This window comes from Alterluteimonas muca, assembly GCF_021191595.1.
Lineage (GTDB): Bacteria > Pseudomonadota > Gammaproteobacteria > Xanthomonadales > Xanthomonadaceae > Luteimonas > Luteimonas muca.
This window is the reverse complement of the sequence record NZ_JAIWPS010000001.1, coordinates 15,330-31,278: the sequence shown is the minus strand read 5'-3', so window position 1 is coordinate 31,278 and position 15,949 is coordinate 15,330. Positions and strand designations below refer to the sequence as shown.

At 70.3% G+C, this 15,949-nt stretch carries 14 protein-coding genes; 5 read left to right on the top strand and 9 right to left on the bottom strand.

Translation table 11 applies throughout. The annotated features are described in order from the left end of the window. Window positions 1–170: 170 nt before the first annotated feature. Both LDO11_RS00155 and LDO11_RS00150 read left to right on the top strand, forming a co-directional pair. Complete coding sequence (locus tag LDO11_RS00155; RefSeq protein WP_232139714.1) at window positions 171–3,974, top strand: indolepyruvate ferredoxin oxidoreductase family protein; 3,804 nt, start codon at window positions 171–173, stop codon at window positions 3,972–3,974. 165 nt (window positions 3,975–4,139) lie between these two features. Continuing rightward, the gene (locus tag LDO11_RS00150) at window positions 4,140–4,592 is read left to right on the top strand and encodes a methyltransferase family protein (protein ID WP_435574584.1); all 453 of its coding nucleotides are present in this window, start codon (window positions 4,140–4,142) and stop codon (window positions 4,590–4,592) included. A 4-nt stretch (window positions 4,593–4,596) separates the two neighbouring features. Here LDO11_RS00150 and LDO11_RS00145 read toward each other — a convergent pair whose 3' ends face one another. Next, window positions 4,597–5,772 carry a DNA topoisomerase IB gene (locus LDO11_RS00145; protein WP_232139712.1) on the bottom strand — a complete coding sequence of 392 codons (1,176 nt, stop codon included), beginning with the start codon at window positions 5,770–5,772 and terminating at the stop codon, window positions 4,597–4,599. A 111-nt stretch (window positions 5,773–5,883) separates the two neighbouring features. On the opposite strand from LDO11_RS00145, the gene LDO11_RS00140 reads away from it, so the two are divergent. Together LDO11_RS00140 and LDO11_RS00135 are read left to right on the top strand one after the other, a co-directional pair. Next, the gene (locus LDO11_RS00140; RefSeq protein WP_129134720.1) at window positions 5,884–6,198 is read left to right on the top strand and encodes an I78 family peptidase inhibitor; all 315 of its coding nucleotides are present in this window, start codon (window positions 5,884–5,886) and stop codon (window positions 6,196–6,198) included. Between the two features lie 88 nt (window positions 6,199–6,286). Next, on the top strand, window positions 6,287–6,601 hold the full coding sequence (locus LDO11_RS00135) for a hypothetical protein (protein ID WP_232139711.1): 315 nt from the start codon (window positions 6,287–6,289) through the stop codon (window positions 6,599–6,601). A gap of 835 nt (window positions 6,602–7,436) precedes the next feature. Here the strand turns inward: LDO11_RS00135 and LDO11_RS16015 are convergent. From LDO11_RS16015 to LDO11_RS00095, 8 genes are all read right to left on the bottom strand, one after another. Continuing rightward, window positions 7,437–8,348, bottom strand: a complete 912-nt coding sequence (locus LDO11_RS16015) for a D-hexose-6-phosphate mutarotase (RefSeq protein ID WP_232139710.1) — start codon at window positions 8,346–8,348, stop codon at window positions 7,437–7,439. Beyond that, a complete protein-coding gene (locus tag LDO11_RS16010; RefSeq protein ID WP_232139709.1) occupies window positions 8,345–9,580 on the bottom strand; it encodes a lytic murein transglycosylase in 1,236 nt (411 codons plus the stop codon). Before LDO11_RS16010 ends, LDO11_RS16015 begins: the two co-directional genes overlap by 4 nt. Window positions 9,581–9,657: 77 nt before the next feature. Next, window positions 9,658–10,620, bottom strand: coding sequence for an L-histidine N(alpha)-methyltransferase (egtD, locus tag LDO11_RS00120; RefSeq protein WP_129134713.1), 963 nt, complete (start codon window positions 10,618–10,620; stop codon window positions 9,658–9,660). Window positions 10,621–10,624: 4 nt separating this feature from the next. After that, window positions 10,625–11,905 carry an ergothioneine biosynthesis protein EgtB gene (gene egtB, locus LDO11_RS00115; RefSeq protein WP_232139708.1) on the bottom strand — a complete coding sequence of 427 codons (1,281 nt, stop codon included), beginning with the start codon at window positions 11,903–11,905 and terminating at the stop codon, window positions 10,625–10,627. A gap of 46 nt (window positions 11,906–11,951) precedes the next feature. Then, on the bottom strand, window positions 11,952–12,338 hold the full coding sequence (locus LDO11_RS00110) for a YchJ family protein (RefSeq protein WP_129134711.1): 387 nt from the start codon (window positions 12,336–12,338) through the stop codon (window positions 11,952–11,954). Continuing rightward, a complete protein-coding gene (gene folE / locus LDO11_RS00105; RefSeq protein WP_232139707.1) occupies window positions 12,338–12,946 on the bottom strand; it encodes a GTP cyclohydrolase I FolE in 609 nt (202 codons plus the stop codon). Before folE ends, LDO11_RS00110 begins: the two co-directional genes overlap by 1 nt. Window positions 12,947–12,993: 47 nt before the next feature. Continuing rightward, window positions 12,994–13,470: a hypothetical protein gene (locus LDO11_RS00100; protein ID WP_232139706.1), complete on the bottom strand. Its 477-nt coding sequence runs from the start codon at window positions 13,468–13,470 to the stop codon at window positions 12,994–12,996. Then, window positions 13,467–13,829 carry a hypothetical protein gene (locus LDO11_RS00095; RefSeq protein WP_232139705.1) on the bottom strand — a complete coding sequence of 121 codons (363 nt, stop codon included), beginning with the start codon at window positions 13,827–13,829 and terminating at the stop codon, window positions 13,467–13,469. The genes LDO11_RS00100 and LDO11_RS00095 overlap by 4 nt, the downstream gene beginning before the upstream one ends. Window positions 13,830–14,028: 199 nt before the next feature. On the opposite strand from LDO11_RS00095, the gene LDO11_RS00090 reads away from it, so the two are divergent. Further along, window positions 14,029–15,891, top strand: a complete 1,863-nt coding sequence (locus LDO11_RS00090; protein ID WP_232139704.1) for a DUF885 domain-containing protein — start codon at window positions 14,029–14,031, stop codon at window positions 15,889–15,891. Window positions 15,892–15,949 lie beyond the last annotated feature (58 nt).

The window sequence follows — 15,949 nt, the reverse complement described above, 5'->3', positions numbered from 1 at the left end:
TTCTCCCGCGGCCATTCTACGGCGGGGCCGCCAGGCATGCCTGAAAAGGGGGCCGGAAAGCGCGCTGCTACAATCGCGCGCCCCCGGCCGGGCCCTCCCGGCTCCACCCGTCGCGCCATCCGGCATCCGCCATGGCCGCCAGCGCCGCGCGCGCAAGCCAAGACTCCGCCATGACCAGCACTGCCGAACTGTCTTCTCCTGCGTCCGCGAACACCGCCCTGACCCGTGGGGCGGTGGACACCGACTACAGCCTCGACCACCGCTACACCCGCACCGAGGGCCGCATCTACCTGTCCGGCGTGCAGGCGCTGGTGCGGCTGCCGCTGATGCAGCGACTGCGCGACCAGGCCGCAGGGTTGAATACCGGCGGCTTCATCTCCGGCTACCGCGGCAGCCCGCTGGGCGGCTTCGACCTCGAGCTGTGGCGCGCCCGCAAACATCTGGAAGAAGCGCGGGTGAAGTTCCAGCCCGGCCTCAACGAGGACCTCGGCGCGACCATGGTGTGGGGTACCCAGCAGACGGGCCTGTTCCCGGGCGCCACCGTCGATGGCGTGTACGCGATGTGGTACGGCAAGGGCCCGGGCGTCGACCGCTGCGGCGACGTGTTCAAGCACGCCAACGCCGCCGGCACCAATCCGCATGGCGGCGTGCTGGCGCTGGCCGCCGACGACCACGCCTGCCGCAGCTCGACCCTGCCGCACGGCAGCGAGGGCGAGTTCACCAGCGCGCTGATGCCGATCCTCAACCCGGCCGGCGTGCAGGACATCCTCGACATGGGCCTGGTCGGCTGGGCGATGAGCCGCTACACCGGGCGCTGGGTCGGCTTCAAGACGATCGCCGAGACGGTGGAGTCTTCGGCCTCGGTCGACGTCAACCCGTTCGCGCTGCAGATCGCCACGCCAGACGACTTCGAACTGCCGCCCGGCGGCTTGAACATCCGCTGGCCCGATCCGCCGATGGAGCAGGAGATGCGCCTGCACCGCTATGCGGTCAAGGCCGCACAGGCGTTCGCGCGCGCCAACCGCATCGACCGCGTGGTGATCGATTCGCCCAACGCACGGCTGGGCATCGTTACCACCGGCAAGAGCTATCTCGACGTGCTGCAGGCGCTGGAGTACCTGGGGCTCGATGCGCGCGCGTGCGCCGAGCTCGGCATCCGCGTCTACAAGGTCGGCATGACCTGGCCGCTGGAACCGGTGGGCATCCGTGCGTTCGCGCGCGGGCTCGAGGACATCCTCGTGGTCGAGGAGAAGCTGTCCTTCATCGAAAGCCAGATGAAGGAGATGTTCTACAACTTCGAGGGCAGGCGCCCGTCGATCGTCGGCAAATACGACGAGGACGGCCACTGGATCCTGCCATCCACCGGCGAACTGACCCCGGCGACCATCGCCGGCGTGATCGCGAGGCGCATCCAGCGCTTCCATGATTCCGAGCACATCCGCGACACGCTGCGCTGGATGGAGCAGAAGGAAAGCGCGCTGGCGCTGCCGCGTGCGCAGTTCCCGCGCGTGCCGCACTACTGCTCGGGCTGCCCGCACAACACCTCGACCAGGGTGCCGGAAGGCTCGCGCGCGCAGGCCGGCATCGGCTGCCACTACATGGTCACGTGGATGGACCGCGCCACCGACACCTTCACCCACATGGGTGGCGAGGGCGTCACCTGGGCGGGCCAGGCGGCCTTCACCGACACGCCGCACATCTTCCAGAACCTGGGCGACGGCACCTACTTCCACTCCGGCTCGCTGGCGATCCGCCAGGCGATCGCGGCCAAGGTCAACATCACCTACAAGATCCTCTACAACGACGCGGTGGCGATGACCGGCGGCCAGCCGGTCGACGGCACCCTGACCGTGCCCGACATCGCCCACCAGATGCGCGCCGAGGGCGTGCACACGATCGTGCTGCTGAGCGACGACATCGCCAAGTGGTCGGATCCGTCGATCTTCCCCGCAGGCGTCGAGTTCCACGACCGCAAGGAGCTCGACGCGGTGCAGACGCGCCTGCGTGAGGTCAAGGGCGTGTCGATCCTGATCTACGACCAGACCTGCGCCACCGAGAAGCGCCGCCGCCGCAAGCGCGGCAAGCTGCCGGACCCGGCCAAGCGCGTGTTCGTGAACACCCTGGTCTGCGAGGGCTGCGGCGACTGCGGCAAGAAATCGTTCTGCGTCTCGGTGCTGCCGCAGGAGACCGAATTCGGCCGCAAACGCGCGATCGACCAGTCCAACTGCAACAAGGACTACAGCTGCGTCGAGGGCTTCTGCCCGAGCTTCGTCACCGTGCATGGCGGCAAGCCGCGCAAGGGTCGCAAGGTCAACGCCGCCGAACGCCTGGCCAGCCTGCCGGATCCGGTGTTCGCAAGCGACCTGTCGCAGCCGTGGAACATCCTGATCACCGGCGTCGGCGGCACCGGCGTGGTCACCATCGGCGCGCTGCTTGGCATGGCGGGGCACCTCGAAGGGCGTGGCTCGACCGTGCTCGACCAGACCGGCCTCGCGCAGAAGGGCGGCGCCGTCACCACCCATATCCGTTTCGCGAAGACCCCGGCCGACATCCACGCGGTGCGCATCGCCGCCGGCGAGGCCGACCTGGTGCTGGGCTGCGACATGGTGGTGGTCAACGACTACTGGGCGTTGTCGAAGATCCGCGAGGGCCGCAGCCACGTGGTGCTCAACAGCTACGAGGCGATGCCCGGCAGCTTCACCACCCGCCCGGACATGGAGTTCCCGGCCGCCGACATCATCAGCGCGGTACGCACCGCACTCGGTGGCGGGGCCGCGCAGGCCGGTGCGCTCAACGTGGTCGATGCCACCCGGCTGGCCACGGCACTGATGGGCGATGCGATCGCCGCCAACCTCTTCATGCTCGGCTACGCCTGGCAGCGCGGCTGGGTGCCGCTGTCGTTCGAGTCGATCGCGCGTGCGATCGAGCTCAACGGCGCCGCGGTGGAGATGAACAGGACCGCGTTCGCATGGGGCCGGCTGGCGGCGGTCGATCCGGATGCCGTGCGCGAGGCCGCCGGGCTGGAAACCACCGCGCGCACCGTGGCCGAGAGCACCCCGCACGCACTCGAAGCACTGCCGCCGGGCGAGTGGGAAAGCACCGAGGCAGGTGCCACCGCGGCCCCGAAGCCGGCACGCGACGAGGACGACCTGCGACATCTGCCCGAAAAGACACCCGCGGCCGCAGGCCGCGCACACGCGTCCCTCTCCCGTGCCACGGGAGAGGGGGGGACCGTTGGCGGAGCCGACGGTGGGGTGAGGGCAAACGCCGACGCCATCACTTTCCTCCCCCTCGACGACCTGCGCCTGTCGCGTTCGCTCGACGAACTCGTCAGTCGCCGCACCGCCTTCCTCACCGACTACCAGAACGCGAAGTACGCGCGCCGCTATGCCGAATTCCTGGCCCGCGTGCGCAAGGCCGAAGCAGCGAAGGCACCCGGCTCCACCGACCTCACCGAAGCGGTCGCACGTTCGCTGTTCAAGCTGATGGCCTACAAGGACGAGTACGAGGTCGCACGCCTGTACACCAGTGGTGAGTTCCGCCGCCGGCTGGAGCAGCAGTTCGAGGGTGATTACACGCTGCACTTCCACCTCGCCCCGCCGCTGCTGGCGAAGAAGAACACCAAGGGCGAGCTGCAGAAGCGCGAGTACGGCCCGTGGGTGTTCAAGGCCTTCGGGGTGCTGGCCAAGCTGCGCGGCCTGCGCGGCACGCCGCTGGACGTGTTCGGCTATACCGCGGAGCGGAAGATGGAGCGCCAGCTCATCGCCGACTACGAGCGCACCGTCGGCGGCCTGCTGGAGAAGCTCGACGGCGGCAATGTCGACCTCGCCGCGGAGATCGCCAGCATCCCGGAACACATCCGCGGCTTCGGCCACGTCAAGGACGCGCACCTGCGTGCGGCGAAGACGCGCGAAGCCGAGCTGCTTCGCGAGTGGGACAACCCGCTGCGGGTGGTGCAGATACAGGCGGCCTGAGCCGCCACCGGCACGCCCGCGGGGAGCGGGCGCACCGGCCGTCAGGACGACGCGCGCAGCGCAAGGGGGAACACGATGAACGAGGCGGACGCGCAGGCCGTGACCGGCCTGCATGCGGTCGAGGCAGGCACGCAGGGCGGGCGCAGCGGCACACGCGCACCATGGTTGGCGACATTCCCGGCACCGCTGACATTTGCCGGCTGCCTCGGTGGTGGCCTGCTGCTGCAGCAGCTGCTGGCACTGCCGGTGTACGACGGCCGGTGGGTGCCCGCGCTGCAGACCGCGGGCGGCCTGCTCGCCACGGCCGGGCTGCTGCTGTCGCTGGCAAGCCTCGGCCTGTTCGCACGTGAGCGCACCACCATCCTGCCCTCGGGCGCGGCCTCGCGGCTGGTCGTGCATGGTCCGTACCGCTACAGCCGCAACCCGATGTACGTGAGCCTGGTTGCCGCCTACGTCGGCCTGGCCATGTACCTGCGTGCGCCCTGGGCGCTGCCGCTCATGGCATTGCCGCTGCTGCAGCTCGAGCGGGTGATGATTCCCTTCGAGGAGTCGCGCATGCACGCACTGTTCGGCCAGGCCTATCTCGATTACCGGGCACGGGTGCGGCGCTGGCTGTAGCGCGTCACGCGCGCTGCGCGCGCGCCGACGCCTCACGTTTGCGCTGGCGCGGGTGCGTCGAGGTCTTCGCGGCCGCCTTTGCCTGCTTGCGCGCAGCACTGGCACGCGCACGATCGCAGCCGGCGAGGAATTTCAGCGCCGCCAGTTCCCACTGGCGTTCGCCGCGCGCGCCGGCGGCGGCCCGGGCGAGGCTGCCGTCTTCCCAGCCGGCGAACACCCGCGGGTCGATATAGGCCTTGCGGCATACCGATGGCGTGTTGCACAGCACCGACGCCACTTCGGCGACCACCGCGTTCTTCACCTGCGCCAGCGCACGCTGGCTGGGCTCGCCGGTGCGCGATGGCGGCGGCAGCGGCGTGGTGGCAAGAATGCGGAACGCCTCCAGCGTCGCGCCCCAGGTGCGGAAGTCCTTGGCGGTGAAGTGTTCGCCGGTGGCCTCGCGCAGGTAGGCGTTGACGTCGCTGGAATCCACCGGCTGCAACGTGCCGTCGTCGTCGTGGTACTGGAACAGCGCCTGCCCCGGCAGTTCCTGGCAGGCGCGCACCAGCTTCACCAGCCGGGCGTCGTCGATCTCGAGATCGTGGTCGAGCCCGCCCTTGCCGCGGAAGCGCAGCCGCGCGCGGCCACCACGCAGGAAATCGATATGGTGGTTGCGCAGCGTGGTCAGACCGTACGAACGGTTGCTGCTGGCGTAACAGGCGTTGCCGACCCGCTCCAGCGTCTCCGCCATCAGCGACACGACCACCGCGAGCACCTTGTCGCGCGGGAACCCCCGCTGGCGCAGGTCGCGCCGCAAGCGCCGGCGCAGCCGCGGCAGCGCCCGGCCGAACGCGATCACGCGATCGAACTTGCCCAGCCCGCGGGTTTCCGCCCACCGCGGGTGATAGCGGTACTGCTTGCGGCGCCGCGCATCGCGCCCGGTGGCCTGCAGGTGGCCGCGCGGATCGGTGCAGATCCATACGTCGGTATAGGCGGGCGGGATCGCCAATGCACGGATGCGCGCCAGCTCGTCGCGGTCACGCAGCACGCTGCCGTCGGGCAGGCGATAGCAGAACCCCTTGCCGCTGCGCACGCGGATGATGCCGGGCTGGGTATCGCTGACGTACACCAGGCCGGCCTGGCGGGCGTCGCGCACGGGGTCGGCAGTCGGCGCTGCCGCCGCGGGGGAGGAGGAACTCATGCGCGGCAGCTTCTGCAGAAGCGCGTCAACGCCACGGCAAATGCGGCGCGGCATTGACCCGATCGCAACACCGGCGCCTGCAGCCTGTATGCCCGCTCCGGAGATCTCCCCATGACCCGTTCGCTCTCGGCCCTGGCCTGCACCGCCGCCCTGCTCGCACTGACCGCCTGCGCAAGCCCGCGCGACACGGCCGCCGCCGATCCCGCCACGCCCACCGTGACCGAACGCTGCGATGCCACGCGTGCGCAGTCCTTCGTCGGCCAGGCGGCCACCACCGAACTGGTGGAGCGTGCGCGCGCAGCCGCCGGCGCCAACACCGCGCGCACGCTGAAACCCGACCAGATGGTCACCCTCGAATACCTCGAAGGCCGCCTCAACCTGCGCGTCGACGAGAGCAACATCGTGGCCTCGATCGATTGCGGTTGAGCTGCCTTCGCGTTTCGTTAGCACTTCCGTGACGCCGGCAATACACCTGCTGTTGGACGCTGGCCTCCCCGATCGCGAGGGCCCACGCATGCGCAATCCGACGTTCGCACTTCTGCCACTGCTCGCCCTCGGGCTGGTGGCCTGCAGCCCCTCGAACACCAACAACAACGATGTGGTGCCCCCGGCGACCAATGCCGCTGCCACCGAGCCGACGCCGGCCGCCGAAAACACCACCGGGCCCTACGGCACGCCGCCGGTCGCCGATCCGATCGATGGCACCTCGCGACCCAGCCAGACCACGGGTCTTCCGCCGACGGGGAATCCGGTCACCGACCCGCCGCCGCTCGATCCCACCGACGGACAGATCCCACCCGAGGATCCCGAACAACCGCCGACCCGCTGACGCACGCCGTCATCTCTCTCTCCAAGGTCGACGATTTGCCACCCTGACCGGGGTGGCATTTCTTTTGGGTCTTTTCCCGATTGAGGAGCCATCCGAGCGCAGACCCCGGAAGCCAGTCCCGAGCCGAGCTGCGCAGGGGGCGCGGGTGCCCGCCGCGGCCACAGGGGGATGCCCAGCCGGATATCTCCGCGTCCTGCTACCACATCCGGCCGCCGGCCATCCATGGCCGGCTCTGGACATCCCCCTGCGTCCGCGGCGGGCTCCACCGGTCGTCTGTCGGCACGAAGATCGACGGCGAAGAACGTCAGGCGCTGTCGCAAACCACGACTTCCGCCGAGCTGTGTCGATCTCCATCCGCAAGTGTCGGAGCCACGAGCATGGTCGAATGCAACCGGACAACGCGGCTGCGACGGCCGTCCATGGCCAGCTCTCGATCCTCCTGCGTCCGCGGGGCACCGACCTGGCGTCGCGCCTGGCCGGACGTCAACGGCGATTAGATCGAATGGCCAATGGCGGCCGCCGTCTGCAACCGCTGTTTGCTCTCCATGCCGGAGCCCGCGAACGCCGGGGCCCGTCGCGTGCATCGGGGGATGTGCTCCCAGCCGGCCATGGATGGCCGGCGGCCGGCCGTGGTAGCTGGACGCGGACTCCGGCCGGGGGAGCACACCCCCCGGTGCGCGCGACGGGCAGCGCGGATCCAGACGGAGCGCCCCCGAGTGCCGGGACATCGCCCCACGGCCATTCGCGGATTCCGACTTGGCCGTGACTTATCGCGCGCGAGCTCCTGCTTGCTGCGCACACGCCCGCGCCTTGGACAGCGCGCGGCTTCGGAGCATCACTCCGTCCTGGATCCCTCGATCCCATCCAGCGCCAGCACCTCCACCCGTTGCGATAGCCGATGGGTGGTGCCGGGTGCCAGCTGCACGCGGTCGGTGGCGACGTTGGCGACTTCCAGGCACAGGTAGTCGCGCCAGCCGTCGCCGACATCGTCCATTGCCCGCCCGCCGGCCTCGCCGGGATTCCACACCACCAGCGAATGGCTGCCCGCCGAGGTGATCGCCAGCCGTCGCCCCAGCACTGGATCGCGCAGCAGGTAACGCCCGCCGGTGCCGAGGTAGATGCGGTCGCTGCGGCCAGGGTCACGCGGATCGTCGAGCCGCCAGGCCCCGCGCTGGTGGCGGGCCGCGGCATAGCCTTCGTACCTGTCGAGATAGTCGTGGCCGTCGAGCCCGTCGACTTCCACCTGTGCAACGTCGCCGACCCGGAAATAACTGTGCAGCGCCTGGGTGATGGCCAATGGCACGTCGCCGCTGTTGCGGGTCTCAAGGGTCTGTTCGAGCACGCGGCCGATCCGCAGGTGCTGGATCAGCTCCAGCCCCGGCACCGGCTGCACCGCAGGCCGCAACGCCAGCGCGACGCTGCCATCCTCCTCGAGCTCCCAATCGTCGAGCACCCATGCGCGCGTGCGCGCAAGCCCGTGCGCGGGAAGATCGCCCTCGCCGCTGCCGAACCAAGGCCAGCACAGCGGCACGCCACCGCGCAGCGGGGCGGGTGGCGACTTCGCCCGCGGCGACAACCACAGCACGTCCTGTGCGGCGCCGGCGGGTTGCCACGACAGCAGCTGTCCGCCCCAGGCGGAGATCGCCGCGCGCGCGAGCGGGGTATCGACGATCCAGCCGTCGGACCCGGCGTGCACGCCCGCGCGCACTGCCGTCGCGCTGGCGGTGCCGGCCAGCGCCGTGCTCATCGACGCAGCGCCTCGAGGATGCGCACGCCCGCGCGGCCGTCGGCGGGCTGCAGCCCGAGCCGCCGCTGTTCGGCCTGGATGGCGCGGCGGGTATTGGTGCCGATCATGCCGTCGACCTCGCCGATGTCGTGGCCGCGTGCCAGCAGCAGCGTCTGCAGTTCGCGCCGTTGCGCGCGCGACAGGCCGGGATCATCGGTGGGCCAGGCGGCCTGCGGCACGTTGCCGCCACGCAGGCGCTCGGCGAGGAATGCGATGGCCAGCGCGTAGCTCTCGGCGGCGTTGTAGGAATAGATCGCGTCGTAGTTGCGCAACACCACGAACGCCGGGCCGCGCGGGCCCGCCGGCAGCAGCAGCGCGGAGCGGGTGTCCGCGGCGACGCCACCGGCCACCAGCGGCGCACCGTCGAAGCGGCGTACGCCGCGTGCGGCCCAGTCCGACAGCGGGCGGCGGCTGGTGCGGCCTGCAAGCGATGCATCGAAGCCCTGCGGCACCCGCACCTCGAAGCCCCACGGCTGCCCGGTGCGCCAGCCCGACTGCTTGAGATAGTTGGCGGTGGACGCGAGCGCGTCGGGAATATTGCCGACCAGGTCGCGGCGGCCGTCGCCATCGAAGTCCACGGCGATGCGCTCATAGGTGCTGGGCATGAACTGGGTGTGGCCGAACGCGCCGGCCCATGAGCCCGTCAGCCCTTCGGCCTGGATGTCGCCGGCCTGCAGCAGCCTGAGCGTGGTGATGAACTCGCCGCGGAAGAACGGCTGCCGGCGGCCTTCGCACGACAGCGTCGCCAGCGACACCAGCAGCGGGCGCTTGCCGAAGATGCGCCCGTAGTCGCTTTCCACGCCCCACACCGCGACCACGGTGGCGGGATCGACGCCATAACGCGCCTCGATGCGCGCGAGCAGGTCGGCATGTTCGGCCAGCCGCGCACGGCCGTCGGCGACGCGCTCGTCGTCGACCAGCGCGGCCAGGTAATCCCAGATCGGGGTGGTGAACTCGGGCTGTGCGTCCAGCAGTTCGAGCACGCTGCGGTCGGGCGCCAGGCCGGCGGTGAAGCGGTCGAAGCTGGCGGCACTGACCCCCTTGCCGGCGGCCGTCTGCCTGAGCGTGGACAGGCAGCGCGCGAACGCGGGGTCGGCGACAGGCGCGACATGCGCAGCGGGTGTGGGCGCCTGCGCGGCGGCATGCAGCGCAGGCAGCGCGCACAGGCAGGCAAGGACAGCGGCTCGGAACATCGGCGGCACCGTGGGACGCGGCGCGGCAGCATATCGGGGGCTGCGTGTATCGACAGCATGCAGCGCGGCCATCGGGGTCAGTCCGGCGCCAGCAGCCCGAGCGCGAAGCCGTGGCCGGGATCGGTCCACCAGCCCGCCAGCCGCAGCCCGGCCTCGGCCGCCAGCCCGGCCACGCTGCCGCGGGTGTACTTCTGGCTGATCTCCACGGCGATGGCCTCGCCTGCGGCGAAGCCGAAGCGCTGGCCGCCGACGCGCACGGTCTGCGCGCGCAGGCTGACCAGCGAGGTCTCGATGCGCATGCGTTCGCCGGCATAGACCGCACGGTGGGCGAAGCCGTCGAGGTCGAAATCGCTGCCGATCTCGCGGTTGAGCCGGCGCAGCAGGTTCAGGGTGAACGCGGCGGTGACGCCGGCGGCATCGTTGTAGGCCGCCTCGATCAGGCGCGGATCCTTGTCGAGGTCGAAACCGACCAGCGCATGCCCCCGGGGCCCCAGCACGGCACGCATGCCGGCCAGCAGCGCGACCGATTGCGGGTGGGTGAAGTTGCCCAGGGTGGAACCGGGGAAGAACACCAGCACATCGCGGGCCGGGCGCCGTGGCGCGGGCAGCTCGATGGCGCGGGTGAAGTCGGCCAGCACCGGCAGCATCTCGATGTCCGGAAACTGTGCGCGCAGGCGCTCGACGCTGGCTTCCAGTGCGCTGCGCGAAATCTCCACCGGGGTATAGGCGACGACGCCGTCGAGCCCCGCCAGCAGCAATTCCGTCTTGCGGCCGCTGCCACTGCCGTACTCCACCACCTGCAGGCCGTCGCCGACCGCCTGGCCGATGTCGGGCAGCACCGCCTCCAGCAGCGCCAGCTCGGTGCGGGTGAGGGTGTATTCCGGTTGCCGGGTGATCGCCTCGAACAACCGCGAGCCCTCGGCGTCGTAGAAGTACTTCGACGGCAGCCGGCGCGGCGACTGCGACAGGCCCTCCACCACCTCGGCCAGGATGCGTGCGGGGGTGGGCTGGAGGTCGACCAGCGCGTGTTCCGGGGCCATGGGGTCAGCGGTCACGGGCCAGGCGCAGGCCGGCGAACTGCCAGCGTGCCGCGGGCGGGAAGAAGTTGCGGTAGCTGGCCCGCACATGGCCCTGCGGCGTGGCGCAACTGCCGCCGCGCAGCACCCACTGGCCGACCATGAACTTGCCGTTGTACTCGCCGATGCCGCCGGTCCAGGGCCGGTACCCCGGGTATGCGCCATAAGCGCTGGACGTCCATTCCCAGACATCGCCGAACAATTGCACGGGTGCGCCGTGGTCGCCTCCGGCGGCGGCGGCCGGTTCCAGCAGGCCGTCGTCGGCGAAATTGCCCGCGCGGGCCACGTCCTGTGCCGCCCGCTCCCACTCGAACTCGGTCGGCAACCGCGCGCCGGACCAGCGCGCATAGGCATCGGCCTCGTAGTAGCTCAGATGGCAGACCGGTGCGGCCGGGTCGAGTTGGCGGGGGCCGCCCAGCGTATGCGCATGGGCCAGGTCCTCACTCCAGTACAGCGGTCGCGTCCAGCCTTCGGCCTGCGCAGTCGCCCAGCCGTCACTCAGCCACAGCAGCGGTTGCCGGTAGCCGCCGTCCTCGACGAACTCGCGGAATTCCGCATTGGACACCGGCCGCGACGCCAGTGCATGCGCATGCACCAGCACGCGGTGGCGCGGTGATTCGTTGTCGTAGGCAAAGCCGTCGGCGGCGGGCCAGGCGGGCGCGCCGATCCGCACCAGCGCCTCGTCGACATCGATCCAGCGCATGGGCTGCGGAACTGTCTGGGCCGGTATCGGCAGGTCGTCGCGATAGGCAGGCCGTAGCGGGTTGCTCCAGAAGGCGTGCTTGATATCGGTCAGCAGCAGCTCCTGGTGCTGCTGCTCGTGCTGCAGCGCCAGCAGCAGGTTGCGGCGCTCGCGCTCATCGAGATCATCGGCCGCCAGACGCGCCTGCACGCGCGCATCCACCGCCTGCCGGTAGGCCAGCACCTCGTCCAACGACGGGCGCGACAGATGCCCGCGCTGCGGCCGGGCATGCATCGGTCCGGCGCTGTGGTAGTAGCTGTTGAGCAGCCGGTCCCAGTGCGGCGCATACGGCGCATAGCCGGGCCGTAGCGCGAGCACGAAGCGTTCGAGGAACCAGGTGGTGTGCGCGAGGTGCCATTTCGCCGGGCTGGCATCGGCCATGCTCTGCACCATCGCATCCTCGGGCGTCAGCGGTGCGGCCAGCCCCTGCGTTCGGGTGCGCACCCGCTCGAAGAAGCGTGCGATCGCGTCGACCGGAGGTGCGGGGGGCGCCAGGCTTGCGTGCATCGGGCCAGTCTGGGCAGGACGTGATCAGCGCCGCGTCATGGCCGCGTCAGGGCGCCGATCCGTCCAGGGCGTCGACATAGAACCACTGGCCGTCCTCGCGGACGAAGCGGCTGTGTTCGCGCATGCGCACGGCGCTGCCGCCGCCGATCCGGTAGCGGGCGATGAACTCGACCCCGGCGCTGTCGCCGCGGGGGTCATGGCGCAGCACCGTCAGGCCCAGCCAGGTCGGCCGGCCGCCCTCGTCGAAGGCGATCGCGGGCGGGCGTGTGGATGGGTGCCAGGTGCGCAGCAGATAGCCGGCGTCCTCGCGCACATACGCGCTGTAGCGCGAACGCATCAGCGCCTCGGCATCCGCCGCCGGCGCGCCGGCATGCAGCGGGCCGCAACAGGCGGCGTAGGTGCGGCCGGTGCCGCAGGGGCAGGCTGCGGCCATCAGCGCCCGCGGCTGGCGGTCTCGATGAACTGCAGGAACTCGGCGCGGGTGCGTGCGTCCTCGCGGAAGCTGCCGAGCATCGTCGAGGTCACCATGCTCACGCCGCGCTTGTGGACGCCGCGGGTGGTCATGCACTCGTGCTCGCCCTCCACCACCACCGCCACGCCCAGCGGCGCCAGCGCGCGCTGGATGCACCCGGCGATCTGCGCGGTCATCTTCTCCTGCACCTGGAAGCGCTTGGCGTAGGCATCCACCACCCGCGCCAGCTTGCTGATGCCCACCACCTTGCCTGCCGGCAGGTAGCCCACGTGCACGCGCCCGATGATGGGCGCCATGTGGTGTTCGCAGTGGCTTTCGTACTCGATGTCGCGCAGCACGATCATCTCGTCGTAGCCCTCGACTTCCTCGAAGGTACGCGCGAGGTACTCGTCGGCGTCGAGCGCATAGCCGCTGAACCACTCGCGGTAGGCCTTGACCACGCGCTTCGGGGTGTCGAGCAGGCCTTCGCGCTGCGGGTCGTCACCGGCCCAGCGCAACAGCGTGCGCACGGCCTCCTCGGCCTGCTCGCGGGTGACGTCGGGTTCGCGGGGGGAGGTGTCGTCGGCCATGGCGCGTCCGGCTGCAGGGGCCCGCCATGGTACCGCGCGGCCGTTGCTCAGCTGCTGCGCGGGGCGTCGGCGTCGCGCGACTGCAGTGCCCGCTCGCGCTGCCCAAGCTCCCGCCAGACATGTTGGATTGCCGGATACGCCTGCGAAAATTCCAGCCGCGAGGTGCCGCGCACGGCGGGCCAGCGGGCTTCGAGTTCGGCCCCGGTGAGGTCGGGATCGCGCTGGCGGCGCTCGAAACTGTCCAGCCCAAGCCGGTAGGCGGGCGCGTAGTCCTCCCAGCCCATGCCGTCGGCGTAGTAGTTGCTGTTCCGGTAGACCTGCTGGAAATGGCCGAGATCACCACGCGGGTCGGCCGACTCCATGCTGCGATGACCGACGATCGCGCCGATCGCGGCGCCGATCACCACGCCCACCACCAGCCCCGGCACGCCGAACGGCAGGTAGCCGATGCCGCCCATCACGAACCCGGCGGCGATCGCACCGATACCGGCGCCCACGACATGGACCTTCTGCAGACGGCTCATGATTCCCTCTTCAGCGCACGCGCGCGCCGGCGTGCATCGGCGTCCTCGAACACATGGCGCACGGCGCTTCGTGCCTCCGGCCAGCCCAGCCGCGAGCCGTCGCGGGCGCGCTCCCAGCCGGCCTCCAGCCGCGGCTCGATGGCGTCGAACGACGTGCCCGCCACGCCCAGTGCCTCCACCTGTTCCATGCCGTAGCGGTAGGCGGGGGCGTAATCGTTCCAGGCGCGGCCGCTGGAGAAGTACGGCATGTCGCGGTAGATGCGCCGGTAGTACTCGTAGGCGGATTCGTCCCCCTGCCGCGGGCCGGCCACGGCCAGCCCGCACGACGCGGCGATCGGCTGTGATGGAAGCTTGTGCATGAAGGCAAGGGGCCGGAAAGTCGGAATGCAGCGACCTTGGGCCCCGCCCGGTCGCCGGGCGGTGAAATGCACACGCATGCGTATCGTCGCGATACCTGGCATTCAGATGCGCGCGCCGCTTTCGACCGCCATGACATCCAGCAGGGGCCGGCACGGCACGGGCGGCCACACAATGCGGCTTTCGCCAACGGAGAACGCCGTGCGCACCGCCTTCGCCTGCTCCACCCTTGCCGTCGCGCTGGCCCTGGCGGCCTGCTCGCAACCCTCCGCGGCGCCCGCCGTCGACACGGCCGCCACCGCATCGCAGCGCGCAGGCGACCAGTCCGCCCGGCTCAATGCCTGGTTCGACGAGCAGTACGAACAGTCGCTGCAGTTCAGCCCGCTGCGGATGACCTTCCTCGGCCGCAAGGACCTCTACGACCAGCTCGACGATGTCTCGCCGGAAGCACAGCGCAGGCAGCTGGCGTGGATGCAGGCCTCGGTGGAGGCGATGGAAGCGCAGTTCGACTACGACGCGCTCGATGCCGAGGCCCGGCTGTCCTGGGACCTGTGGAAGCGCCAGTACGAGGACGCGCGCGACGCCGAACGCTTCGTCGACCACGGTTACGCCTTCGACCAGATGAATGGCATGCACAGCATGCTGCCGACCCTGCTGATCAACTTCCACAGGGTCGACAGCGAGGCGGATTACCAGGCCTACATCAGCCGCCTCGGCGCCAGCGCGCGGCTGTTCGACCAGCTGCTCGCACGCGGCCAGGCATCGGCCGCCAAGGGCATCCGCGCACCGAAGTTCGCCTACGAGGGTGTCATCGAACAGTCGCGCAAGCTGATTGCCGGCGCGCCGTTCGACGATGGCGAGCCCAGCGCACTGTGGGCGGACCTGGTGGCCAAGGCCGATGCGCTGGTGGAGGCCGGCACCATCGACGCCACCCGCGCCGACGCGCTGAAGGCCCAGGCGCGCAGCGCGCTGCTGGAGCAGGTCAGGCCGGCGTACGAGCGGGTGATCGCATGGAGCGAGTCCGAGCTCGCGCACGCACTGGAGAATCCCTCCGGCGTCGGCACCACCCATCCCGGCGGCGCCGACTACTACGCCCTCCAGCTGCGCCAGAACACCACCACGGCGATGGGCGCCGACGAGATCCACCAGTTGGGTCTGGATGAGGTGGCACGCCTGCGTGGCGAGATGGAAGCGGTGATGGCCACGGTCGGCTTCGAGGGCGACCTGCAGGCCTTCTTCGAACACATCAACACCAGCCCGCAGTTCCGCTATCCGGACACCGACGCCGGCCGCCAGGCCTATATCGACGACGCCACGAAGGCGATCGACAACATCAAGCAGCACCTGCCGGCCTACTTCGGGCTGCTGCCCAAGGCCGACCTGGTGGTCCGGCGCGTGGAAGCCTTCCGCGAACAGGACGGCGCCGCGCAGCACTACTTCCCCGGCACTCCGGACGGCGCGCGCCCGGGCATCTACTACGCGCACCTGTCGGACATGGACGCGATGCCGAAGACCGAGCTCGAGGTCATCGCCTACCACGAGGGCCTGCCGGGCCATCACATGCAGATCTCGATCGCGCAGGAACTCGAGGGCGTGCCGACCTTCCGCACCCAATACTCCAGCACCGCCTACTCGGAAGGCTGGGGTTTGTACTCGGAGTGGCTGGCCAAGGAGATGCCCGACACCTACCAGGATCCGTATTCCGAATACGGGCGGCTGATGTCGGAGATGTGGCGCGCGATCCGCCTGGTGGTCGACACCGGCATGCACGCCAAAGGCTGGACCGAGGAACAGGCGGTGGACTTCTTCCGCCAGAACGCATCGGTCCCGGACGCGGCGATCCGGTCTGAGGTGCGCCGCTACCTGATCATGCCCGGCCAGGCCACCGCCTATAAGGTCGGCATGATCCGCATCCAGCAGTTGCGTGCGAAGGCCGAAGCCGAACTCGGCGAGGCATTCGACATCCGCGGCTTCCACGACACCGTGCTCGGCGGCGGCGCGATGCCGCTGGACCTGCTGGAACGCCGCGTGGATGCGTGGATCGCCAGCCGCAGGGCTGGCTGAGCTACGGCGTCGCCACGCAGGCGACACCGCCATCGGCCTCCGGCACCGTGGCGCCGGA